This window comes from Lelliottia sp., from assembly GCF_045627565.1.
Classification (GTDB): Bacteria; Pseudomonadota; Gammaproteobacteria; order Enterobacterales; family Enterobacteriaceae; genus Enterobacter.
The window spans coordinates 15,366-39,571 of record NZ_JAZQNX010000021.1 but is presented as its reverse complement, the minus strand read 5'-3'; the positions used below and the strand labels follow the sequence as shown (position 1 = coordinate 39,571).

General features: G+C 51.6%; 17 protein-coding genes. 9 read left to right on the top strand and 8 right to left on the bottom strand.

What is annotated here, in order from left to right; genetic code table 11:
• Positions 1 to 61: 61 nt before the first annotated feature.
• The 4 genes from traD to repA all read left to right on the top strand — a co-directional run bounded on the left by traD (position 62) and on the right by repA (position 10,468).
• On the top strand, positions 62 to 2,542 hold the full coding sequence (gene traD / locus ACKI5T_RS12000; protein WP_407437661.1) for a type IV conjugative transfer system coupling protein TraD: 2,481 nt from the start codon (positions 62 to 64) through the stop codon (positions 2,540 to 2,542).
• Entirely contained in the window at positions 2,539 to 8,013 is a 5,475-nt protein-coding gene (traI, locus tag ACKI5T_RS11995; protein ID WP_407437659.1) for a conjugative transfer relaxase/helicase TraI, read from the top strand. Before traD ends, traI begins: the two co-directional genes overlap by 4 nt.
• Positions 8,014 to 8,042: 29 nt before the next feature.
• A complete protein-coding gene (locus ACKI5T_RS11990) occupies positions 8,043 to 8,831 on the top strand; it encodes a DsbA family protein (RefSeq protein WP_407437658.1) in 789 nt (262 codons plus the stop codon).
• A gap of 623 nt (positions 8,832 to 9,454) precedes the next feature.
• Positions 9,455 to 10,468, top strand: coding sequence for a plasmid replication initiator RepA (gene repA, locus ACKI5T_RS11985; protein ID WP_407437656.1), 1,014 nt, complete (start codon positions 9,455 to 9,457; stop codon positions 10,466 to 10,468).
• Positions 10,469 to 11,350: 882 nt separating this feature from the next.
• Here repA and ACKI5T_RS11980 read toward each other — a convergent pair.
• The 3 genes from ACKI5T_RS11980 to ACKI5T_RS11970 all read right to left on the bottom strand — a co-directional run bounded on the left by ACKI5T_RS11980 (position 11,351) and on the right by ACKI5T_RS11970 (position 13,986).
• Positions 11,351 to 11,635: a hypothetical protein gene (locus ACKI5T_RS11980; protein ID WP_407437654.1), complete on the bottom strand. Its 285-nt coding sequence runs from the start codon at positions 11,633 to 11,635 to the stop codon at positions 11,351 to 11,353.
• 73 nt (positions 11,636 to 11,708) lie between these two features.
• Positions 11,709 to 12,479 (bottom strand): TraX family protein, encoded by a 771-nt coding sequence (locus tag ACKI5T_RS11975; RefSeq protein ID WP_407437652.1) that lies wholly within the window; start codon positions 12,477 to 12,479, stop codon positions 11,709 to 11,711.
• Between the two features lie 1,228 nt (positions 12,480 to 13,707).
• The gene (locus tag ACKI5T_RS11970; protein WP_407437650.1) at positions 13,708 to 13,986 is read right to left on the bottom strand and encodes a hypothetical protein; all 279 of its coding nucleotides are present in this window, start codon (positions 13,984 to 13,986) and stop codon (positions 13,708 to 13,710) included.
• 525 nt (positions 13,987 to 14,511) lie between these two features.
• On the opposite strand from ACKI5T_RS11970, the gene ACKI5T_RS11965 reads away from it, so the two are divergent.
• A complete protein-coding gene (locus ACKI5T_RS11965) occupies positions 14,512 to 15,192 on the top strand; it encodes a DUF6685 family protein (RefSeq protein ID WP_407437737.1) in 681 nt (226 codons plus the stop codon).
• Here ACKI5T_RS11965 and ACKI5T_RS11960 read toward each other — a convergent pair.
• From ACKI5T_RS11960 to ACKI5T_RS11945, 4 genes are all read right to left on the bottom strand, one after another.
• Positions 15,189 to 15,719 (bottom strand): thermonuclease family protein, encoded by a 531-nt coding sequence (locus ACKI5T_RS11960; RefSeq protein ID WP_407437735.1) that lies wholly within the window; start codon positions 15,717 to 15,719, stop codon positions 15,189 to 15,191. The genes ACKI5T_RS11965 and ACKI5T_RS11960 overlap by 4 nt on opposite strands.
• Before the next feature lie 109 nt (positions 15,720 to 15,828).
• Complete coding sequence (locus tag ACKI5T_RS11955) at positions 15,829 to 16,116, bottom strand: hypothetical protein (RefSeq protein WP_407437648.1); 288 nt, start codon at positions 16,114 to 16,116, stop codon at positions 15,829 to 15,831.
• 442 nt (positions 16,117 to 16,558) lie between these two features.
• Positions 16,559 to 17,896: a HEPN/Toprim-associated domain-containing protein gene (locus tag ACKI5T_RS11950; RefSeq protein ID WP_407437647.1), complete on the bottom strand. Its 1,338-nt coding sequence runs from the start codon at positions 17,894 to 17,896 to the stop codon at positions 16,559 to 16,561.
• 341 nt (positions 17,897 to 18,237) lie between these two features.
• Complete coding sequence (locus ACKI5T_RS11945; protein WP_407437645.1) at positions 18,238 to 19,119, bottom strand: RepB family plasmid replication initiator protein; 882 nt, start codon at positions 19,117 to 19,119, stop codon at positions 18,238 to 18,240.
• A gap of 682 nt (positions 19,120 to 19,801) precedes the next feature.
• Here ACKI5T_RS11945 and ACKI5T_RS11940 point away from each other — a divergent pair.
• From ACKI5T_RS11940 to ACKI5T_RS11925, 4 genes are all read left to right on the top strand, one after another.
• The gene (locus ACKI5T_RS11940; protein ID WP_407437642.1) at positions 19,802 to 20,920 is read left to right on the top strand and encodes a PIN domain-containing protein; all 1,119 of its coding nucleotides are present in this window, start codon (positions 19,802 to 19,804) and stop codon (positions 20,918 to 20,920) included.
• Between the two features lie 174 nt (positions 20,921 to 21,094).
• A complete protein-coding gene (locus ACKI5T_RS11935; RefSeq protein WP_407437640.1) occupies positions 21,095 to 21,685 on the top strand; it encodes a hypothetical protein in 591 nt (196 codons plus the stop codon).
• 209 nt (positions 21,686 to 21,894) lie between these two features.
• Positions 21,895 to 22,185: a hypothetical protein gene (locus ACKI5T_RS11930; RefSeq protein ID WP_407437638.1), complete on the top strand. Its 291-nt coding sequence runs from the start codon at positions 21,895 to 21,897 to the stop codon at positions 22,183 to 22,185.
• A 127-nt stretch (positions 22,186 to 22,312) separates the two neighbouring features.
• Positions 22,313 to 23,314: a DUF4238 domain-containing protein gene (locus ACKI5T_RS11925; RefSeq protein WP_407437637.1), complete on the top strand. Its 1,002-nt coding sequence runs from the start codon at positions 22,313 to 22,315 to the stop codon at positions 23,312 to 23,314.
• 182 nt (positions 23,315 to 23,496) lie between these two features.
• Here ACKI5T_RS11925 and ACKI5T_RS11920 read toward each other — a convergent pair whose 3' ends face one another.
• Positions 23,497 to 23,841, bottom strand: a complete 345-nt coding sequence (locus ACKI5T_RS11920; protein WP_407437635.1) for an abortive infection protein — start codon at positions 23,839 to 23,841, stop codon at positions 23,497 to 23,499.
• Positions 23,842 to 24,206 lie beyond the last annotated feature (365 nt).

The following is a 24,206-nucleotide window of genomic DNA, read 5'->3' as shown; positions in this document are numbered from 1 at the left end:
CATTCTTACCTCCCTTTTCACATTACCGCTCTGGTGATGCGATAACTGCCGGACATTTTCTATGAGCTTTGCAGGAAAAAATCTTACCCAGGGCGGGCAGATGACCGCCTACCGCTGGCGCATGTTCCTTCAGGTGAATAACTGGATTGGTTTCTGGATTTTCATTCTGTTCGCCGTGCTGGCGTCCGCCATTTTCTTCTGGCGCATTCCCCAGGAAACCTTTGATAACGGCTCGCTGTGGTGGTTCGCGTGGATGAACAGCAGCTTTATCGATCTCATGCCAGCCAGCGCACCGAAACTTTACGACATTCACTACTGGTACGCCCCGACGCAGACGCCGATGGTGCTGAAAATGACCCTCGCGCAAATCTTTACCGACCCCTACATGACGGCAATGGGCGATCAGGTGCTCAGTGAACTGCAGTGGGCTGGCCTGGCAAGCGGCGTGTTCAGTATGGTGGTTTTTCTGGCCGTCACCTGGTACATCGTGGGGATAGGACGTCGCGAGAGCGAGGACGAATATCTCTCCGGCATGACGCTGACCGACAAACCCGCAGACGTTAACCAGTTGCTGCGCAGGAACGGAGAGCTGTCTGACCTGCGTGTGGGTGACCTGCACATGGTCAGAATGGCGGAGGTCATGAACTTCCTGATGCACGGGACCATCGGGGTGGGTAAGTCGACCCTCATCCGCTGGCTGCTGGATTACATCCGTAAGCGCGGTGACCGGGCCATTATTTACGACTCCGGCTGCACCTTCACCGAAACCCACTACAACCCCGATACCGACTTCATTCTTAACGCGCACGACGATCGCTGCGCGAACTGGCAGCTGTGGGGCGAGTGCGTCGATGCCGTTGATTACGACAATATGGCATCGAGCCTGATCCCCGTGGAAGGTGAATCGGACCCGTTCTGGGTCTCCAGCTCGCGCACCATCTTTGCGGACCTGGCGATTCGCATGTCTGTTGACCCCGACCGCAGTATCGAGAAGTTTCTCAAAACCCTGCTGTCACTCAGCATGAAAAGCCTGCGTGCGTATCTGGCTAACACGCCGTCGGCCAACCTGGTTGAGGAGAAAATCGAAAAGACCGCCATCTCCATCCGTTCTGTCGTCACCAACTATGCGAAGTCGCTGCGCTACCTGCAGGGGCTGGATGATGGCGTTAAACCGCCGTTCACCATCCGCGAATGGATGACAAAAGAGGAGCATGACAGCAGCTGGCTCTTTATCTCCACTCAGGCCCGGCACCGTAAAAGCGTGCGACCGCTCATTTCCCTGTGGGTATCACTGGCCACCATGATGCTGCAGAGCATGGGAGAGAACAGCGATCGTCGCGTCTGGTTCATCTACGATGAAATCCCGAGCCTGCAGCGTATTCCGGAGCTGGCAGAAACCCTCGCGGAAGCCCGTAAGTTTGGCGGCTGCTTCGTGCTGGGCATGCAGAACATGGCGCAGCTGGTCCACGTCTACGGCCGGGAGCTGGCCAAAAGTATTTTCGACCTGATGAACACCCGTATGTACGGTCGCTCCCCGAGCGCCGAGATGGCCAAAGTGGTGGAGGAGGAGCTGGGTAACCAGCGTAAACGCAAAATACGGGAGCAGAACAGCTACGGTCTGGACCAGGTGCGTGACGGTGTGTCGCTCGGCAAGGATGAGGTCAACAACCCGATAGTGGATTACGAGCAGGTGATGCGCCTGCCTAACCTGAACTTTTACGTGCGCCTGCCGGGTGAGTATCCGGTGGTTCGTCTGAAGCTGAAGTACCGTGAGCAGAAGAAGCACCACCCTGGCCTGATAGAGCGCAATATCCACGACGCCCTGAGTCCGGAGCTGGAACAAGTCATTCAGGCCAATGAGCGGGCGGCATCCGTCGCGGGCCTTGCCTTCCCGACCGGTGATGAGGTGCTGGAGAAAGGTAGTGACGGTGAAACCGCCACCACGATAAGCGCACCGGCAACCGTCCGGCAAACGCCTGTGGTGGCAAAACCCGTGACTGCCACGGCGACATCGCAGAAACCTGCGCCGGCCGTAACCGCCGTGAGTAAGCCCGATGAACCGGTTTTACCGGTTAAACACAGTCCGGTGACACCCCCTGTCCCAGAAACACCTTCTGAGCACGCTGTGTCTTCTGCACCCTCTGAAGCGTCAGCCTCAGTCGTTTCTTCGGCTGCATTACCTGCTGCCCTGCAAAGCCTGCGTAACCGCACCGTTTCGCCTGAGCCAGCGCCGACGTCCGCCCTTGGCATGCTGCAAAAAGCCCGTCAGCGCCCGGTCACCACGGAAAGCGATCAGCAGGGAGACGATAACGCCGGCGGGGAATCCATGAACCTCGAGATGCATGTCTCTGAACGGGCAGACGGTGGCCTGAGCATCACGACGGCAGGTCACCCTCCCGAGCCTGAACACGCTGCTGAAACCCATCGTGTCAGCCGGCAACTGGCTCAGGAAGAAGAGAACATTTTACGTCACCGTGAGCCGGACGACCCGGGTTACAGCGATTACGACCAACACTACGATGACAGAGAGCCAGACCTATGATGTCAGTCGCCCCCGTAGCCTCAGCCGGCGGAGCCGCCGGCTACTACAGCAATGCCGATAACTACTATTTCCTCGGGAATCTCCAGAGCCTGTGGCTGGGAGAAGGGGCGAAAGCCCTGGGTCTTGAGGGCAGCGTCCGGGGGGATGACCTCACGGCCGTCCTGGAGGGTCGTCTCCCTGATGGCTCGCGCCTGGGGAAAGAGATTAACGGCAACCACGTTCACCGTCCCGGTCATGATCTGACGTTCTCTGCCCCTAAAAGTGTCTCCATTCTGGGGCTGATTGGCGGGGATAAAGCGATGGTGGAAGCCCATAACCATGCCGTCCGGGTGGCGGCCGGGTATGTGGAGAAGCTTATCTCCGCACGCGACACGAAAGACGGGGTCACCTCCATCGTTCACACCGACAAAATGGTGGCCGCCGCGTTTACTCACGACACCTCGCGTAACCTCGACCCGCAGCTGCACACCCATTTACTCATCGCCAACATGACTGAGCAGGACGGGAAATGGAAAGCGCTGGCCACCGATTACATCCATAACGCCGGCTTTATCGAGACGGTCATGAAGATGCAGGTCACGCTCGGCAAAATCTACCGCAGCGCCCTGCGCCAGCGTGTGGAGGCCCTCGGCCATGAGGTGGAGGAAGTCGGAAAACATGGCATGTGGGAAATTAAAGGCGTCCCGGAGGACGTTCGTGACGAATTCTCCTCCCGGGGCCGCGAAATTCAGGGGGCTATCGGTGCGGAGGCCACGCTGCGCAGCCGGGATGTGGCGGCGAAAGATACCCGCCAGGCAAAGGTCGATCCGTCCCGCCTGCGCCTGATGGATCGCTGGCTCAATCAGATGAAAGACAAGGGCTATGATCTCAAAGCCTATCAGGAGAGCGTGGTGCCGCGTGATGCGGGTCAACGCGAAGCGGCGATGCCGCCTGAACGCGTTCCTCCTGCTCCCACGGTTCGCACCGTGCCTGAATCGATCACCCCGGAGAAGACCCCCCTGACGGAAAAAGCACCTGAGCCACAGGACGTGTCACCCGACCGGGAAACCGCGAACAACCAGACAGAAGCACAACCGACTGACATCCTGCGTCAGCCGGTCCATGCCGGACCTGAAAAAATACCGGCAGCGGACGCCCCCCTGCCGGAGCTGGCTGAAGCTGTACGTCTGGCCATCTCGCAGTTAAGTGACGGCAAAACCCGCTTTACCTTTGGGGAACTGATGCTGACCGCCGCTGAACTGAGCGACACCCTGCCCGATATGAACCAGGTGCGTCAGGCGATCGACGCCTCGCTGAAGGACGGCATGATTGTCCCGCTGGACAGTGAGAAAGGCGTGTTTACCTCCCGTATTCACCTGCTGGATGAACTCTCCATTCAGGCCCTGAGTCAGGAGCACATGAAATCTACCGCCGTGGTCAGCTTCACCCGCCCGGAACAGTACGCACCGCCGGCCCTGTCAGTGGTGGAAAAGGATGCCCTGGTGCTGATGAATGCCCCTTCCGGGGTGGCCGGTATCCGTGACCTGACCGCTCAACTGACCGGTATTTCACTGGCGCAGGGCCGCGACGTGCAGGTGCTGGCGAGCTCTGCGGAACGTGCCCTTTCGCTGGAAAAATCCGACGCGCTCCGTGACCGGCTGGTCAGTCGCCAGCATGTCCTCAGCGGGGACTTTCATCTTAAACCCCAGAGTACGCTGATTATCGAAGGGGCGGAACGTCTGGGGCTGAAGGAGACCCTGGTCCTGCTGGGTGAGGCGAGGGCGCAGGATGCGCAGCTGGTCTTTCTCGACAGCGCCGGTCGACAGGCCAACGGCAATGCCATGTCGGTGCTGGAGTCTGCCGGCATTGCCCGGTCACGCCGGACCGAACCTGCACCGGGGCTGGAGGCTGAGGTGGTCAGCATTGCGAACAAACGTGACCGTTACGAAGCGCTGGCTACCCGGTATGCCGATTTGAGCGGTGGGGCTGAGAATGTTACCGCCGTGGTGGTCGGGAAGCGCGAGCAAACGCACCTGACCGGGCTTATCCGGGATGCCCTTCAGAATGCCGGGCAACTGGCCCGCGAAGGTGTGGAGATTGAGGCACGCCAGCCGGTCTGGCTTGATACCAAAACCCGCCGCATGCCCGGAACTTACCGGTCCGGTATGGTGCTTGAGGACCGCAGCGATAAAAAAGAGCGCCATACCTTTGTCATCGATCGCGTTCATGAAGACACCCGTATGCTGTCCCTGATTGACGGCGACGGCGTGCTGACCCGCATGAAAATCAGCGAGGTCACCGCCGACTGGCGTCTCTTTAACCGTGAAACCCTCAGCGTGGCCACAGGCGAACGTCTGATGTCGGTGGCCGGTGACCGTGAGCACAACCTGAAAGCGAAAGACCGGCTGGAAGTGACGCGGATCAGCGAGAAAGGCATTGAGGTGAAAAGAGGGGGTGACACCCTGATGCTGCCTAAAGACCAGCCGCTTTACGTCACACATGCTTACGTCAGCGCCCCGGGTGGGCGCGATAACGACGCGGGCGTGGTGCTGGCCGCGCTGAACAGCCGGGATATTTCCACGCAGACCCTGAACTCGCTGGCACAGAGTGGCCATCGCGCCGAAGTGTTTACCGCCGAGGATCAGGATAAAGCCGAAGCCCGCCTGCAGCGGATGAAAACGAATGCCTCCCCCGTGCAGCTGGTCCGCAGCCTCAGCGGGAAGGAGGATGTGAGCGAGGCGGTGGGCAGTCTCCATGACAGCGTGAGAACAGACGCCGGGCTGGCCGTGTGGCGTGCCATCAATGACCAGCGACATGTCACGTTCAGTGAACTGAAGCTCGCCAGTGCGGCGGAAAAATATCACCCCGATTTTGACCAGATTGGCGATGAAATCGCGGCGATGGTGAAACACGGCGACCTGCTGAAGGTGTCGGCCGGGGGCGAACCCCTGCTGGTTGCCCGCTCGACCTGGGAGATGGAAAAAGCCATTTTGCGTGTCGTGGATGAGGGGAAAAACACGCAGCAGCCGTTACTCGACCAGGTGCCTGCAGCGGTGTTTAACGGGCTGACGGGCGGACAAAAACAGGCGACATCGCTGGTTCTCGGCAGCACTGACCAGTTTACCGGTATTCAGGGGTATGCCGGCGTGGGGAAAACCACGCAGGTTAAGGCGGTGGTGGCCGCCCTGGAAACGCTGCCGGCCGATGCGCGACCAGCGCTGACGGGACTGGCGCCGACGCATCAGGCCGTGAAAGAGATGAGCGACGTGGGCGTGCGTGCCCAGACCATTAAATCCTTCATCGTCGGGCATGACCAGGCCACGGCGGCCGGTGAAAAACCTGACTACAAGAGTCAGGTCTTCCTGATTGATGAATCCTCAATGGCCGGAAACCAGGACACGGCGGCGCTTTTCCAGGCCATTGCCGCCGGTGGCGGTCGTGCCGTCTCGATGGGGGATATTGACCAGTTTGAAGCCGTCGATTCCGGTGCGCCCTTTAAACTGATGCAGGAGCGCAGCCCGATGGATGTGGCCATTATGAAAGAGATTGTGCGTCAGAAAGATGTGCAGCTGCGCGGGGCGGTTCACGACATCATCGACAACCGTATCGATGCTGCCCTGAAACGTATTGAGGCGCAGCCGGCTGACCGCGTGGCCCGCGCGGCGGATGCGACTCCGCCCGCCAGTGCATTCCATGAAACGGAGACCCCGGTGGCCGATATTGTGAGCGACTGGACGGGGCGCTCACCCGATGCGCGCGCCCGCACGCTCATCATCACGCAGCTCAACGCTGACCGCCAGGCGGTGAACGCCGGTATCCACAGGCAGCTGCGTGAGCGCGGTGAACTGGGTGACACCGCCATCACCGTTCCGGTGCTTGATAAAATCACCCACACCCGCCATGAGTTTAATAAAACGCAGGCCTGGACGGCAGGCATGGTGGTGAAACGGGGCGATCGCTACCAGGACGTTCTGGCCGTGGACCGTAACGGCAACACGGTCACCGTCCGGGATGAGGAGGGGAAAATCGGACTGTACTCGCCAAGGGAACTGATTACCGGTGACGTGCAGTTATTTAAGCGTAACCAGATAGAAGTGCGGCAGGGCGATCTGCTGCGTTTCACGGCCACCGACCGCGAGCAGGGGCAGACGGCTAACCAGCGCTTTACCGTCGAGTCCGTCAGCGAGAAAGGGGATATTCGCCTGCGCGGGGAAAAAGGGGCCGTCACCATCAATCCGGACAACGTCAGGGCGCAGCAGCATCTGGACTACGCCTGGGCCGTGACGGGTTACGGTGCCCAGGGGACGAGCACGGATTACGTTATCTCCCTGGAGGGAACAGGTGAAGGGCGTAAGGCGCTGGCCACGCGGCGGGCGTTTTATATTTCGGCTTCGCGTGCCAAAGAGCATGTTCAGATCTACACCGACGGAAAAGCAGACTGGACGAAAGCGGTGACCCGGCCTGAGCGTGAGATCAAGACCGCGCATGATGCCCTTCACCCTGAAACCCAGCGCCAGCAGGCGAGGGCCATCTGGGCAATGGGGCAGCCTGTGAGTAAAACGGCGATTGGCCGGGCCTGGGTCCGTCATCAGGGCATGCAGGACACCTCCCTGACGGCGAAGATTATTCCCGCAACACGCCGTTTCCCACAGCCGGCGCTGGCGCTCCCGGTTTATGACAACAACGGGAAAAGTGCGGGTCTGGCTCTGGTCTCTCTGGTCTCCAGCCCGGAGGGGCGACTGACGCAGGGTGACACCCGGATGGTCATGACCGAGAGGGCACGCGGGGCAGTGCTTCAGCGCAGTCAGTCCGGTCATACCCATGTCGTCAGTGACCTCGGTGCAGCGCTCGAGGCAGTAAAAGCGAATCCGAAAGACGGCGTGGTGTGGCAGACGGGCGAAGAATCACCCTCATCACATCTCTTAAAAGCAACCGGTGGTGAGCGACAGGATGCGGAAGAGAGAGCGGCCATCAACGTCAGCCGGCGCGAAACGGACATTGTGCTGCCGGAAAATGAAAAACAGAAGCCGGAACAGGCCATGTCAGCAGACACCGAAAACGCCCGTGAGCAGGAGGCATTGCGCCGAATTGCCGAAGAGGCCCTGGCTGTGAAAGCGGGCAAAGAGCTCAATATGGTATCCGGACAGCAGACAGAAAAAGTGGTATTGCCTGAAGACGAAGCCCTGAAAATGAATCCTGACTTCTTCAGAAAAGAAGTTCTTCCTGAGGGCAACGAACCTGACCGATATACGCTCAGAAACATTGCCGGCTCTGAAGATACTGCCGCCAGTGAAGCCGCGCGCCGACATACAGACAAGGCTGAGGTTGTGCAGGACAGAACGCCGGAGGAGCGTGCCGGCGCATCGAGAGTCGTCAGCGAACTGGCGAACAGCGAGCGGGATATTGTTCGCCAGACTGAGAATGCAGAGCGCGGCCGAGTGCCGGAGCGTGATGAACAGGCACTGACCCGTACCCCCCAGAAAGAACGCTAAACCTTCCGACACTGACCTGAGAAATTTCTATGAAACTGACGGCATTAAACTCTTTATTAGTTACAACATACATTTGTTTTATTTCGACAGCACACGCTTCGACTCCTGCGGTCGTATTCAGTCCCGCGCAGGAGGCGCGTATTGGTGAAATCGCTGCTGAATACCTGACTGCGCATCCGGACATCCTGGTCACGGTGAGTATGAAATTGCAGGAACAAAAGCGGGAACGGGAGCAGCTGACGTTCGCCGTCCGCGTGATGGATAACCAGGCTGCCCTGCTGAACGATCCGGATACGCCATCTTCTGGCCCGGCTAACGCGGGCGTGGCGGTGATTGAATTCTTTGATTATCAGTGTGTGTTCTGCAGCAAAATGGCTCCGGAAATGGAAGCGGTAATGAAATCCCGCCCGGACGTGCGCTACATCTTTAAGGAATGGCCTATCTTTGGCGAACGCTGGGAAAACTCGACTAAAGCCGCAGGGTACGGACTGTCCGTCTGGAAACAGAAGGGGGCTGAGGCTTACATGACATACCACAATGCGGTCTATGCCACCGGACACGATGAAGGGAAACTGACCGGACAGGATATTGTCCAGGCTGCCGGACTAGCCGGCTTTACGGGGCCGGTGAGGGAGGATTTTTCACCGCTTCTTGCCCGCAATGATGCGCTGGCCAGAGCGCTCGGTCTGACCGGAACCCCTGGCATCATTGTTATGCCCGTGAAAGGCGCGACGCCCAAAAATATCACCGTGTTTCCGGGATATGTCCCGGCAGAGTCACTGGAGGCCGCCATCCAGAAAGCCTCGACCGCGCACTGATTTATACGCCGGTGAGCGGGTTCCCGCCAGAATCCGCGCAGAACCGGCTTAAGTACGTTCCTGCCTGACTTAACCTCTGCACTTTTACGCTTCCTCAAACAGCCCGGGTGGTCTGTTTTTGCGGCGAGCGTTGCCAAATTACCCATTTCCTGACTTGTTCTTGCGTGACAGATATCTTTCTGCACGCGATATACGCGATCCTGATCCGTTTAGCACGCCATTCGGGATCATTACGTATGGAAAATTCATGTGTGAAAAGGTAAACTTCAGGGGGTTACGGAAGCCTTGTGGTGGGGCTGACCGTTGATTCAGTTTAGTTTTGTGACCTGACTCAAATTTATATTTGACTGCTTTGTGGTGAGGCAGAAAGGTGGCAGGGCAATTTTCGGGAGAAATGCGGACTTCCGGAAGCAGGAACACGGATGGGGCGTGTCCATAACGACGCTCAGGAGCAGGTGACAGCCTTTTGCTGAACCCTGAATGCACAAACCCCCCGAAATCTGTATTCAACTTGGCGGAAGAGTCAGATATCAGGGGGTCCAAAAGCAGGCGCGATGCCTGTGAAGGATTATAACGCATGCACCATAGAAAACAACACCCGGCCGCCCTAAGTCCAGGCCGCCGTGAATGATAAGCAAATTTCTGTCCACTGGTCTGAACTCCCGGCCGATGAGCTAACCCGTTTCTGGCAGGATGTTGATGCCGGAACTCAGGATAATTTCCTCACAGCACCCGTCAAAAAGCAGACCCGTCGTACGCGCGGTGACCATTCCACGCGCTCCAAGTGTGAGTTTCCTGCGTGGTATCGCCCGGCGCATTATAAAAAGCTGTCCGGGGAGCTGGGCCACGCTTACAACCGACTCGTGATGTTTGACAAAACGACCGGACAGCCCAGGCTGCGTATTCACGTCTCGCGTCATCCTCTCTTTGTTACCGCTCGTCGAAAGGCCGGGCGCAAATACGGTTTCCGTCCCGAACGCCAGCGTCTTATCGATGCCCTCTGGCCCCTGCTCGTCAGTTTCTGCGATGCCGGCAAGCACACCGTCGCCATGTGTATCTCTCGCCTGGCGAAAGAACTGAGCGCAAAGGACAGCAAGGGCAACGTTATTCCTGAAACAGAGGTGACGGTGTCACGCCTTTCACGGCTTATTGAGGAACAGGTACGCTTTGGCGTACTGGGTCTGGCAGAAGAACGCATGTGGGATCGCGAATCCCGCTCCTGGCTTCCCGTTTATGTCTATATCACGCCCGCCGGTTTCCAGATGCTGGGTGTCAATATGGACAAGTTGCAGAAAGAACAGGAGAAGAAACTGCGGCTCAGCGCGGAGCGTGAGCGGCTGATCCGTGAAGGAGCGATGAGCGCTCATGATGACATTAACCCGCATAAGGCTCGCCAGTGCTGGTCAGGTCAGAAACGGCGTGACGCACTGACTTACCGCCGTAAAAAAGGGGCTGAGCGCAAGCGTGCCAGTAACCTGATTAAGCTGCCCGCAGACGAACGCCTTCATGTCATGGAAAAATGGGTGTACAAAACACTTTCTCATGATGAGGCATACTGGTGTACGCCGGAACGGCTGACACAGCTGGCTGTTCAGCACCTGTATCAGCTTGACCTGGCATTATCGCCCCCGGATTAACCGGGGCAACCATACAATCCGTCCACTGTCTGAAAGCCCCTCGCCGGGGCTTTTGGTGCTGGAATTTCCCTGCATTTCAGCGCGTTTTTTGTACATCCTCACCAGGTTATCCCATCTCTGATGCTGAATTCCCTGCCAGAACGGCACAGAATGAAGCCAAAAAAATTTTATCCACAGAAATCCGCAAAGGAATAACTAAGTAAAGCTGGAAAGGAATAACAGCAAACCCGCAAAATTATCTAACCCCCCTTTTTTATGTCCCTTTTCATGTCATGACAGGATAAATTTTTGTCTTCCGCAACTCTGTGGATAAATCATAATGCCTTCGCATGCAATGGCCTCACGGCCATGCGCTCAGAGAAAAGATAAGGGTTCCTCCCGTCGCAAGCGCCGGGCCCCGGTCTGGCCAGAATCCAGCACTGAGCACACACCTGACCCCTGCTAAACCGACGCCGCCCCGGCCCGAAGGGCCGGAACACCCTCGCTTTAAGAGGGATGTTGTAACTAGATTTCTGAGTCGCTGTCAGTCGTGTTGCGGGAGGTTAGGAGTACACGCTCGTAAGCGCCTTACGGCGCTAACGCGGAGATACAGCCCGTCAGCGGCCGGAGGCCTCGACGAGCTCACTCCGGTCGCGCAAAAAAGTTTCTTCATGGCTGTAAGCGGGTATGGCTTCGCAGGGAAGGGGCTGGGTGAGGCAGAACCTATCAAACCGAAGCGGCTTACGCCGGTCATGGCGACCCTGACCATTTGTGCCCCCGGTCAGGGTATCTGTCGCCTGACATGCCCTCCGGGCATAAGGGCCAGAACGGCAAACACGCTGGTATCAGCTGATACTGGGTGTCTGACAGCGGACAATAATGGCAGAAATGAACGTGCCCTGTTTATTTCACAAAATCTTCCGGTTTAACGGAAGGAACAAACAGAGATTCTTTCTCCTGAAAAGGAAGATACGTTGTCAGATACCAGATAATGATAACCATCATGCCAAAGCAGACAGATAACGAGGGCATAATAAAACTCAGGCTGTCGACCGCACATATCGTGTTTTCTAAACAAATCTGAGACCCGGAATCAGCAATGAATAATTCAAAAAAGCCAGCCCCGATAAAGGCGAAACCGGGGATCAATTCTAAATAAAACCAAAGCACAGAAAGCCATCTTTTCATCAGAATATACATGCAGACCTCTGTAGTCAGATATGAAGCGGGTGAAACAGCGACGTCAGCGTGTGTGGCATTTTTAACGGATGCCCTGCACGATAACCGCAATAACAAAAAGATGTCCGGTATAGGCCATATAAAAAAAGTGCCGGGGCATAAAGCGCCGATCGCCAGCAGGAAACAGCCAGTTGCTCATCGAGATAGCCGCCAGCGGGAAAATCAGGGTCGGTAAGGTGGCCAGCAACAATGTATCTTCCGGCAGGCTCAGCAGATGCGAAATCCCGTTCAGGGATACCAGTGACAGAATGCAAAGCGCTGTTCCTGCGCGACGTACCACAGGGGGCTGCCTTCCGGTGACGATGACCATGCCACAGGCCAGGGTTAAACCTGTCAGACCGTAACTGGCCGGGCTCAGCGGCCAGGTAAGTATAGCCAGCAGCAGTACGCCGACCGCCATTCCCTTCGCACCGAACCGGTACTGAAGGGCAAGCAGCTGCGTGACGCCGGCGAACACGAACAGGATATTCAGTGCCCACCAGGGTTGGTGTCCGGCAAAGGCCAGGCTGAACACCGGCTGGGTGACTACAGCCCAAATCCACATCCGGTTCGCCCTTGCCTGGAGACGCTCTGGTGTGCGCTGCACGTTCATCGCCCAGATAAGCGTGAACAGGGGGAAGGCCATCCGGCCAAGCGCATACATCAGCGGTTCGGGCGGCGTCATCAGCAGGGTATTGGTGTGGTCGACCAGCATGGCGATAAGTGCCAGCACTTTGATCATGTCGAGCGCGGCTGGACTGAGAGCCTCTGCTGTGTGAATCCGATGAAGGACGTCGGGAACCGGAAGGCTCATGCTGTGTATTCTCCTGGCGACACGCATTCAACAGCCAGCGCTGAACGTCATGCCAGAACGCCCTGCCGGTCAGCGATGTTACCTTTACTTTTATTTTTTCCAGAATCTTGCGCACTGCAAATTCTGATTTATCCCGAATAACGCGCATCGCACCGACGATATCCGCGTTACGTACACAAAAACTTAAAATATGAAAACTGTTCATTACACCCTCATTATTATATTATTATTATCGGCAAAGGGAAGATAATGTTTAGGTTAAGCGAGGTTAATCTACAGATAAATTACTCTTTTTTATCTCTCCATTTTAATTAAAATATCCGCAGAAATATTTATTTCACTTCCCTTTGTTATTGCAATTCAAAAATATGCCGTCTTTCCATGATAGTGGTGATTATTTATTTAGATTCATCAAAATCATATATTCCTGTAAATCTTGTACGTCAGGTCTGATGATTGACCATCCTCTCCCGCCAGCAATGATGGAGATCAGTTTGGATATAGATAATTATTGTACGGTAAGCCTGTTTTTTTACAGGTTTACCTATGGAAACAGGTTGTACCCCACTGTGACTGGCTGACTCGCCAGTCGGGCTTGTCCAACCCCTCGCATGCTCAGAAATGAGTTCTGAAAAGACGTGGGTTTTTCGATGATTGTCAACGAAATTAAATTCGATCACCTGAAATATTTCTTGGACACTTTTTCCGATTATGCCGAAATGCCCAGGATGGAAAGCACTTTTTGTGCATAACTGGTGCATCTTTGAGGGGTACAGAGCGAGGTATAAATTAATCTGGACCGTATTACCAGAGTGTCCAGGTAACGGAGGAATTATGTATCAGCGGTTAATTTACCCCGCGCAATCAGCCATGCGCGGCGTTGTTCCAGCCATGTTTTGAAAGCGGGTGTCGCTTCGGCCTTTTTAACTTCCTTCTGCTTCCAGGCTTTTACCGGGCCAGCATTGAGCGGCGCACCAAGAAATTCACTGATCGCCTTGTCAGTCCAGAGGCGAGCTTTTAAGCCACTTTTACTAATCCATTCTTCGTGCCATTCACTGCTCGCTTTGGCTCGTGCATCTGCTGCATTGTACTAAAGCCTTACGGTCATAGCACATACCTTATCAGTGGCATCGGTATCAGCAATATACCAGGCTAGATTCCACACTACCAGCCGAACTGGGCAGAATTACCTGAATGTCCAGGTGAGCAGAGAAAGCCGCAGCTCGGCTTATTCATCTAGAATCAGGCTGGTCTTGAACAGATTTCCTGTTTCATCAAAACTAAACCAATATGCGTTATAGTCTTTATCTTCGCAGTTTACATAAAGTTTCCCTGTGAAGTTTAAATCGGTGTAGGTTCCATCCTGATTATCTTTAAGTAACCGTCCTTCTTCGGAAACAACATAGAATGGACAGAAAAACTCTAAATCTTTTGTGCAAAAATTTTCAGAAGTGGCGGCTTCGGGTAGTGGTCTTTTCTTGTACGTGATGTTATTTACAAAACCCATTATAGTTACCTTATGTTTATTGACTTAATTACCGGAACGTCCAGTTATCTGTCAAATATGTCATGTAATTTTATCGCAATACCAAGACCTTGTTAAGAAGCACCGCTATAAAATGTTTAGGTTTGTTAATGGACAGAATAACCAGGATGTCCAATATGGGCGGGGGATTACTAAAGGAAGCTATTTATGGGGTCCGCTTGGAAAACGGAAATTTTCCTACGTTAAGCGTTTTGAGCTTAACGGGTAATTTCGTTCCATTGAGCTCGAACCCCTGACCGTAAGGGATATACGGAACGATCTGACTGTCCGTTAACAGTTTTGCTTACTTTCGTACATGTTATTTGGATGGTGTACGCAATCGTTCGGTTTCGGACACAGAAACGCCGTAGCCCCGCTGCTCGGGCGACAACCAAATGTACTTTGATTAAAAAGTAGCCTTAGCGTGGTTTATTTTCCGTTTTCCAAGCGGACCCCTACACGCTTGATTATAGGAAACCAGACGGAACAGGTCACTTTGAGGGTCATATAGTTACGATCCATGAAGCCGACAATCTCATCCAGGAAGAAATAATTCACGCTTTTGAGTGTGATATCAGTTTACTGAAAGGGATGTCCCGTTCTAGGTCAATCAACTATGACATTAAAGAGATAAACGACCTTTCTGTTCTTCACCGCCCCGAACTAGTGGAACCTGTAACGCCTGAACATCTTCAGGAAAACATGGATCATGCTGGCTTACGTCTCCATTCAATGCGGTTCGCGGAATATCCGTGGACTGAACGACGTTACTACTGGCACAACGAAGATGGCTCTCATCACTTCAGTGCGGCTCGCTATCAGTCAAGCAAGCTGCAGCAACCTGTTTCACTGACAGGAACGCTGTATCGTTACAGGGTTAATTCGCAGATGATTCTGTCGTTGCGTAATAAGTGGCGGATGTTTGTTATCCCTAAAGAAGAGCTTTTCGGCAGCTTTTACGAATCGATGAGGGCTTTTGAAAGCCCTTTTGCGTGGTCAGCATTACCTGAGAATATGCATGATTCGATGACGTGTGAGCTAGAGCTTTGCATCGTTTGGCTGGAGCGAGATAATGCGAAGGCAAACGCCGTTGCAGACGTGCTGTCAAAATCAGCATTTCCTGATTTCGGAGAGTTACTAACCAAACTTGCAATGTGTGTTCAGAAGGAGACCGTTGACGTCGTTTAGTTATCGTTATTCTGCATTTTACGCCAGCGCCAGGGTTCGACCTGCGCTGGTTCTACCCAGAGACCCGTGCGACTTTTTCGAGCTTCTGCTTCCAGATCTGCATATGCAGGAATTACTGCCTTTTCCTGATACCGGTAGGCCCAGGCCATACCTGTTTTGACCTGAACGGCATTGATATCTGTAGATTCGTACCAGATAGTACCTAGCAGACGTCCATAGCGATCATGCTTATTACCTGATATATGAACTACTTTTCCAGCTGTCATCTTCGTCAGAGCTTGCCTTGAGCGCTGTCCAAATGGCTGCGTTTTTTCAGGTGCATCGATACCTTCCAGTCTGACACGCGTAAGAGCCCCAGTGTCAGATAAAACTTCGAGAGTGTCACCGTCCAGAATGCGAACGATACGCCCGTCGATATCTGCATGACATATGAAAGAGAGCGGTATGAACACTGCAACAAAACTAACTTTGCAGAGGGATCTGCAGTTGGATTGTACGCGTTCAAGATTTCTTTTTCCCCACCCCATTCTCACCAGTCCTCCTTTGTTATGCGTATCAATCATATTGAGCCGTAAGACCGCATTCAGTTAATCGTAAAGAAGGCCCTGGAAAGGGCCTTTCATCTAGATGGTCAGACTAACGTGTTCGCGGTTTAGCATTCGTTCGCGCTCCGCCTGAGGGGTTACCTGTCTTGCTTGGCCAGTTGTCCTGATTGATTTTATTGCGTACAGATGCAATATCACCATTATCGATCGTTTGCGATATATCCACTATGGACTCAACGGCGTCCTCTAGGCTGATTTCACCAGCTTTATGCTTTTGTATCACACCCGTAAAATAGGCGAAAAGTCCATGATGGTCCTTTTCTTTCAACGCCGGAGGACGCATTCCGGCACACTCCTGTAGTGCTTTATCAATATTCAAAGCTCAATTCCTTTAGGGGGATGAGGGGTAACAGTGTGAAAAAAACATGAATAGCTTTTATGGCCAGGATGCTGTGAATTTTTTGTCTGAGCAATAAAGTTCACAGCATCCTGTTTTGCACGTAAGCAACTTAAACATATATCATTTCAAGCATTTGTTTTCCAGTTGCTGCGTATGAACATCGTCAGCAAAAATATTGTATAGCTGGTACGCATCGAATCTCGTTTATGGCCTCATAATCGTACATATCGGTGCATGAAAAATGAGCTTAAAAAGCAATGAATTCCTGATGCCGCAAATTTCGGCGGTTCCAGCGTGAGACCCCCGCTCTGTTTCGCATACAGAAACGCCGTAGTCCCGCCATTAGGGAGTCAATCAGAAGCGCCTTGGTTAAAAAGCAGTCTTAGCGTAGTTTATTCTGTTTTCCAAGCAGAAATCTTTTTTAATCTGGATTCTGGTCATCTAACTGTTTACTTCGAATATCTGCTGATATTTTGGAACAAGCTTTTATTAATTCGTTTAATACTATTGATAATTTTGAAAAATCATAGCTCTTATATGCTTTGCTACCCGTATTTAGTTTCATGAATCTTTTAGTGTAATAGTCTTTGTTTTCTAACGCTCCCTGATAAGCGTCACTTTCTTTCTTGTAGTTAGACCACCGTATCTTTGCTTCATCATAATTCGAATAGGTTAAATCCAAATAGCATTCAATTGCCACCGCGCGACCGTTAATGTTTTCTATAGTTATGCCGTGAGGCCCAATTGCGGGGAATTCGTTGAAATCAGGCAGGTCCGGTAAATGGACACAATTTATATTTTGAGGTAAGGCAAGTTCGCGGATTTTATTGTACGCTTCTATACCTTCACAATCGTTGTCTAATACAAAAACAATTCGATTTTGAATGTCAATTTTCACAAGACCATCGGCAAATTTTATCAAGTTGCCAGTGCCGGGGAACGGGTGTCCTGATTTCATATCGATGAAATGAAAAAAATCCTCAATGTCAGGTCGCAAGAGGCGCAAGGCCTTTTGGAGGATATGAGAGTCCGAGCTTCCTTCGGTTGCTATGAGAAACTTGTCATGCCTGCGAGTGTTTGTCTCAATATCTTTTAGGTTGGCCCAGCCATTGGAAACTAAAGCACCATAATCCCAAGTAACAAATTCATCACTATTATTTTTATTTTCAGCTAATAATCTGATCACTGAATAGGGGTGAAGTATATTTACCAATGAGCCGAAGGCGGATTTTTCAGACCATGCATCATTAAAATTGTTTGTATAATGGGGGATGCTGCGTAGTAGGTGTTCATTAGTAAACCTGCCCCTAATCAGTTTCATTTCTTTCTCAGGGGAGTCTTCGTTTACAAAATCGCTATCTAAATCTTTAAGATTGACATTTTTAATGAAATTAATGAATTCTGGAAAGCTCATTAATTCGACTTTTGGTTTTGCATACTTTGGATAGAATTTTTCAAACTCATCATTTTCAATGGTGAGGTTTTTCACCATCAGATTATATTCTTTTTCTGCATTCTCAAGAGTGAAACCAAGAAGATCGAGACGATGGACTATTTTCCCTAATGGCTTTCGTAAAATGGTACGAAAAAGAATGCTATCTGGTTCATTGAAATCTCTTCCTTCATCAACTTCTTCTGCTGTGGGCGGTGCGGTGTAATGATCGCCGCTCTGAAACAGACCACCATGATCTATTCCTAACGAGTTCTTACTCCAGCACATCGTCATGCCTGACACGTCGAGAGAAATTTCAGTACCCATTGTTCAACCTTTCTGCGGTGTTTTTGTCGTCTCCAAATACTATCAACACACTAGCAGCACATCCATTCTTATCAAATTCGTCAAACAGCGAACTAAACGTACAATAATTCTCTATATCCAAACTGACCCTTAAGAGACCACCTGATCAGAAGATCCTTAGTCAGGGAGGCACTTTGACAACAGATTTTTTAAACGCGGAACAACGAGCCAGTTATGGCCAGTTCTCTAGTGAGTCTAATGACATTCAGCGATGAAGTTTGGTCCCTAGTTTGGAGGCTATTTTTATTACACATGAAGGCAGTATTTCCCCGGCATAGTGTATATCCACTGTAACGGGCGATTCACAGTTTCGGGTTCCGCTTCAGGATATTCAGGACGTAATCACCATTTTCCTTTTCAACGGAGTACTCCAGAAAGCCAATATCCTTCAGCTGCTGCAGCGCTTTTTTTACTGTGGCGTTCTGATTGCCGAGATGAGAAGTCAGCTGGAGCCGCTCACGCAGCCTGTCAAAGCCAATTCTGTAGAACGTGCTGGGGAGTTCGGCCAGATAAAGATACAACGCTTGGGCGGATTCCTTACGTGACAGTTTCTGAAGTGATTTCAGGTACAGTCTGGTTTTGCCATCTACCCGGTACAGTGTATTTAGCTTGGAGTTGGGTTTGAGAATGATCTTGCCCGTGGAACTGTCGTAATACGTAGACTCAACCAGGTGCATGTTGATAGTTATCTGATCGTCTGTACCGGGTACTTTTTTAATAAAGCTGATGTTTGTTCGAGCGATACGGGTTAACGAGGCGTCGAAGCGCTCTTTCAGTTGGCGGTCTATGCGTTTGGTGTCGATACCACAGTATTTGGCAAACTCCGGGAAGTTGAGCTCAAGTTGCCCATCCTGGTTCAGCTTCTTGTTAGACAAGGCATACACAATACCAACCCAGACTTTGAAGTCCGTATCCATATCAAGTCGGGGACCGTAGATCTGGATCTGATTGTAACCCTCACCCTCTACAATGGATAACCGGGACAGCGACTCCGTGGCATCGATGCTGTGATTCTTTCTACCACCCTTCTCAGTGGATTTTAATGTTGGGACAAACACACCTAATCGCAGAAGTACCTTCGGTTGAATGGTCTGACGAAGGGTTGGCAGCAGGTGGATAACTTCACCGCTTTCCTTGTGTTCCTCTTCAATAAATAATGCTAAGTTATTATTATTATTAGACATATTAACCAACTGAAGTTTGTGGACAGTAAAAGGATCCTACCCTGTACAATGGATCATATCCACCCGGTATAGTGGATATGTCACCCGGTACAGTGGATCTCTTACCCTCTATAATGGATTCTCTACCCTCTATAGTGTATTCAACATCCCTGAAAGCACCGTGATTCAAGGGCTAAGCGGTTCCTTATTCCTTTTTGATCTGTTACTTAGTCCTGTATTGAGCTTTATTATTAATCTATCCGGTGGATAAGTTGAAAAGGCACAGTGTAGCGTTGGAGGGGGTTCTCAGAAGGTTTCCAGTATCTGCAAGGCGTCGCAGATATTCAGGCCTGTCATGTTGGTGTTTAGTGATTTCATCATTCCTGCGCTGGCAAGTGTGATGCTGGTAGATAAAGGGCCGTAATACCCTTTTGTGGTGAAGTTGGTCAGACAGACTGGTCTTCGAAGAGTTTTACGATCTGAACATAAATCTCCTTCAACTGCACGGAGATACACTGGAGAAGCGGCGATTACTAACAGGTCAACAGCGCTGTCAGCGAGGAGGTTAGCCGTTCCGTTAGTGGATTTGTAGTGAGTTGCCGCTACATAGCAGGATGACAGACCTACGCCTCATAAAAATATTACTTTGCACGGAATCTCTTTATCCTGGATGTCAGACACTATTATTTTCGGAGTAACGAGTATGGAGCTTGAGACACGGCTCGTATTTATTGATACCTCAGCCTATCAGGCAAAACGTTTTCAGTTCGGCCACTATGATCTGGCGCACCTTGAAAAAATGGTGCAAGAAAGAAAAATTCATCTGCTGGTAACTGACGTTATATGTTCCGAGATTGAATCCCATATCAAGAGGTTTGCCGACGATGCGGTCAGCCATCTGAAGAAGTTTCAGAAAGCAGCTGCCTTTCTGCGAATCGCGGAGGAGGCCACTGGCAAGGGGCTGTTTGTCAGTGTTAATGCTGGCGATGTGTATGAAGAAGCTATGGCAAAGTTCCGTTCGTTTATGGATAACGGCTTAACCGAGCATGTTCCGGTCTCCATTGTCGATTCGTCACAGATTTTCCGTGACTACTTCTCGGGGCTCCCCCCTTTTCACCGTGAATCAAAGAAATCCGAATTTCCGGATGCTTTTACTCTGGCGGCGGTGGACAAGGTGGCCCGTGAACGTCATCACAAGGTTTACATCATCAGCGCTGATGGTGATATGAAGGCTGTGGTAGACCTGAATCCCAATTTCATCCACCTCGAAAAGCTTGAGCAATTGCTGGATCTGGTCAACAGAAATGACAAAGAACTCGTCGGGCTGACAGGGTTTGCTGACAACGTGCTACAACAATTGATGGAAAAAGTGCTGGAGAAAGCCCGTGAACAACTGGAGGAGGGTGAGTTCATACCAGTGTCCACCGGAGACAATGATTATGAAGTCGGCAATATCGAAATTCTCAACATTGAGATCGCGGAGTTTCAGTTAATAGAAGTAGATACGGACGGAGCAACCTATGATGTGATGTTTAGGGTCGCTCTTGAGGCGACTTACAACTCCGTCGATTATTCGGGAATCAGCTGGGACAGGGAAGGTCGTGTGATGTATGGAATGCAAGAGATCAGTGATACCTTCAGCCACCTTGAACAGTATGCAGCCACGATTGAAATAGAATTTCTGGATGGGCTGAAGGCTAACGCAGAAGTGGTGGATGTATCATTTGAGTACACCGTCTTTGACCTTGACCTTGATAAGGCGAAAATCATAGACAGATCAGCTCCTGTTCCTGATGTGGCTGACAGAGATACCGCTGGGTAATGAAAAAAGGTTACACGGTGGTACCCTTGACGAAAATCAGTTCTGATTTATCTAGATGTTGGCGGCGTCGGGCTGAGTGCTACATCAATGGCATCGACAAGGGCTTTGGCCAGTACGCTGAGCGTCTGGGGATGCATGATGGTTCTCCAAACGAAATCATGTACAGGATAGACGATGACCGATAACCAAAACGGTGCAGCTCGCGAGAAGCGGGCAATAGCTTGGAGTTCATTGTTTGGTGAGGGATGTCCGAGAGAATTATTCTGCATCTCACAAGATGAGATTGATGCCATGGAGGGGCTCTCTCCGAACAAATGGCCAACGGCAGGACAGACAAAAATTAACTGGGATTTGTCTGTTCAGGGACGTTTATTCACATTTCCCCCTCCCTGTTCACGGGTATTACATCCGGCCAGTCATACCGATTTCAGCATTGATTCACTCGCTCTGGGGAAAGTGACTTTTACAGATTTTGATCCTCTGCTGCATCCTTTTTTTCGTCTGGCATCTGAGTCGTTATGGTGCACCCTTGACTCCCGAAAGCTTGCGCGAGTAATACTGCATATCGCAAAGGGGGCGCCTGTATCCCCCGGCCATTTATGCGTACATGATGAAGGTGGTTTTCATTGGGTGGACGGGACTCACCGTTATGAGGTACTGAAGCGGTCAGGATCACCATATTTATATTTTCTGGCAGAGCCAGAAGACGTGCCCAGAATTGGAACTTTAGTTTCTGTTGAGTGGCTTGATGGTTGTTGCCCGTGATTTTCTTGTCATCTGTCCCCTTCGTTCACTACCAGACTGTGATGAACATTATTCGCCGGCAGATGTTCAGGCAGCCGTGCTTTTCTCTGTTTCTTTCGCTCAGATTCGAAAAAAGTTAGAAGTGGAAATTATCTAAGTTGCGCTGTGATACAGATAATGACCTTCCGTTATCCTAAAATGAGCCTTCTGACTAACTAAAAAGAGAAGATATGATGACAGATGATTTTTTCATGCGTGAGTCGGCCAAACTGTCCTTTGCAGAAATCATGTTCAGGCTTAGTGAGTGCGAAGAAAATTGGGACAGAAATGCATCTTATGCAGGGGTTTATCGCCAGATTAAGGCTCAGGGACTGGAAAGCCTCACAGCTAATCAGCGTTGGATCTATGAGAATGAGTTGAAGCCCATGAGTGTTGATAGGTGTGATTTTAATGGCACTTGTGAAAGACCTGCGTTCCCGGGAAAGTATTGCGATATGCATGAGCAGAAGTTTGGCTCCTGATTATTGACGAGCAGGTCAGTTGCTTTTTTTGAAAGCGTCCATCAACCTTTCCTGATGGCGCTGGGTAATAAGTTGAAAAGAAAAAGCCGCCTTTGCGGTTTTTTTTTCTGATTAAGGGCATATTTTCATGGCTGTTCGACTAAATCTGCAGACTGATGTGGTCAGGCAGCACACGGTTCCCCGTTTTTTGCTGAAGCACTTCAGTACGCCAGGAAAGGGTAAGCGCCTGCGTTTATACGCCTTTGATAAGGCCACCGGACGTACCTATGCCACCACGCCCGACGATGCGACCGTACGTAACACGTTTTACAATCTTGATAATCACCCGGAACGACCCAGTCTTGAACCGCTGCTGGGGATTTACGAGCATGAAGCGGCGCCGGTTATTGCCGGCCTCCTCAGGCATAAGGACATTCGCCAGCTGACTGCAGACGATCGCTACAAGCTTGCCGTGTTTGTTGCCGTGCAACGCGCGCGGACCTTCGGTGAGCTGGAGCGTATTTCAGGCATAATGTCAGTGCTCGTTAATAAGATGGCGGCAATTGGCGCGACTGAGGAGCAGGCAGGAGAAACTCTGGGCCTGTCGGCCGGGGGCGATACCAAGGACGTTTTTCTGCGGCAGCTTGTCCATCAGGTATCACATATTGATCACCTGCTGAATAAGGACTGGTATCTGATAGAAACGAAACCAGAACATCCGTTCTACGTGTCAGACAATCCGGTGGTACTGGAGAACCGTAATGACTTCGGTCCGTACGGCAATATTGGGCTGGCCGTACCCGGCATACAAATCTATCTGCCCCTGTCATCGACGCTGATGCTGGCCATGTACTGCCCTTCTATCCGGGGAAAAATGGTTCGAGATAAGCAGAATCTTCAGCAACTCCTTGCCAGATCCCCTCACCTGATACCGCGTCACATGCGACCGTTTGATATGCTCGAGCATGTCAACAGGCATATTGACTATCTTCTTATTCCGCTTTCAGCGGAAAATGTGATGTATTACAACTCCCTGCAGGTGGAGTATGCAGAGCAGTACGTGTTCTCCAGAGAAAACGAGTTTTCACTGGTGGAGAAAATGCTGGGCGATGATGAACGTTTCCGGACAGGCCCTCGGTTTACCTTTTAGCGGCATTTTGGCCTGCGCGGTGCCGGAAAAGGGCTATGATAGATCCTGCGGTGCATCCCGGCAAAGATGCATTTTTCCGGGATGCACCCACGTGAAAGCGGCAGTGGCCACAGGGACCACCGCCAGAAGGTAAGGGTGAATATCTGTTGACATTCACCCTTCTTTCAGATAGCGTTTTGCTCTTAGTTCTTCAGACTGAGTTTTCGGCAGATGGGGGCAACCATCTTACCGATACCCCAGAGCAACACTCTCTTGACTGGCGAGAACCAGAATGGCGAAAGGGCAAATTTCGCCAGTAAAATGGCCTTCAGCCAGGGCACTACAACCCAGACCACCGCAGCAGCAAGTCCCACGTAAGCCAGCAGAAGCAGGACGCAGAGACAGGCGCTCCGGTATTGCTTCTGTCCGATGTGCCCCCTGGCACTGATGGAAAGGTTTTTAGCTGTGGTGTAAATCGTCCAAAGAAAATGGATTTCAGTCTGGAATGGGAATGCGAACTTTCCCACGATGTCGGACATATTGTTCATTGAGCCTCCAAGGGCAAATTGTTGATAACACGGATGTGTTAGTATTTTTCATGGTGTAAACCTCATTTTTGGTCAAATGGCACCCCGCGCCTCACGTGATGTGAACGCTCCTGATACCGTACTGAATGTGGTATTGCCTGGATCCTGCTACGATGTATTCATGTGTTACCTCCTGCTGAACTGATTTTAAGTCCGCCCCCGCGTTTCTCCTGAAAAAAGACAGCAATAATCCACACCTGAATGACGGGTTGTCATTCCTGCTGGAAAGTTACATTTCTGGGGGAATAGCACAGGGCGGAGTAATGCTGTATGGTTATCTTATCGGTAATTAATCACTTTGTAAAGCGTAAAATCACCAATTTTTT

Bases quoted from the DNA above. Each gene is read 5' to 3' on its own strand.
- ACKI5T_RS11950 (WP_407437647.1), bottom strand. From the start codon at position 17,896: ATGGGTACTGAAATTTCTCTCGACGTGTCAGGCATGACGATGTGCTGG.
- ACKI5T_RS11920 (WP_407437635.1), bottom strand. From the start codon at position 23,841: ATGAACAATATGTCCGACATCGTGGGAAAGTTCGCATTCCCATTCCAG.
- ACKI5T_RS11930 (WP_407437638.1), top strand. From the start codon at position 21,895: ATGATGACAGATGATTTTTTCATGCGTGAGTCGGCCAAACTGTCCTTT.
- ACKI5T_RS11945 (WP_407437645.1), bottom strand. From the start codon at position 19,119: ATGTCTAATAATAATAATAACTTAGCATTATTTATTGAAGAGGAACAC.
- ACKI5T_RS11975 (WP_407437652.1), bottom strand. From the start codon at position 12,479: ATGAGCCTTCCGGTTCCCGACGTCCTTCATCGGATTCACACAGCAGAG.
- traI (WP_407437659.1), top strand. From the start codon at position 2,539: ATGATGTCAGTCGCCCCCGTAGCCTCAGCCGGCGGAGCCGCCGGCTAC.
- ACKI5T_RS11940 (WP_407437642.1), top strand. From the start codon at position 19,802: ATGGAGCTTGAGACACGGCTCGTATTTATTGATACCTCAGCCTATCAG.
- traD (WP_407437661.1), top strand. From the start codon at position 62: ATGAGCTTTGCAGGAAAAAATCTTACCCAGGGCGGGCAGATGACCGCC.
- ACKI5T_RS11925 (WP_407437637.1), top strand. From the start codon at position 22,313: ATGGCTGTTCGACTAAATCTGCAGACTGATGTGGTCAGGCAGCACACG.
- ACKI5T_RS11990 (WP_407437658.1), top strand. From the start codon at position 8,043: ATGAAACTGACGGCATTAAACTCTTTATTAGTTACAACATACATTTGT.
- ACKI5T_RS11970 (WP_407437650.1), bottom strand. From the start codon at position 13,986: ATGGGTTTTGTAAATAACATCACGTACAAGAAAAGACCACTACCCGAA.
- ACKI5T_RS11935 (WP_407437640.1), top strand. From the start codon at position 21,095: ATGACCGATAACCAAAACGGTGCAGCTCGCGAGAAGCGGGCAATAGCT.
- ACKI5T_RS11960 (WP_407437735.1), bottom strand. From the start codon at position 15,719: ATGGGGTGGGGAAAAAGAAATCTTGAACGCGTACAATCCAACTGCAGA.
- ACKI5T_RS11980 (WP_407437654.1), bottom strand. From the start codon at position 11,635: ATGAAAAGATGGCTTTCTGTGCTTTGGTTTTATTTAGAATTGATCCCC.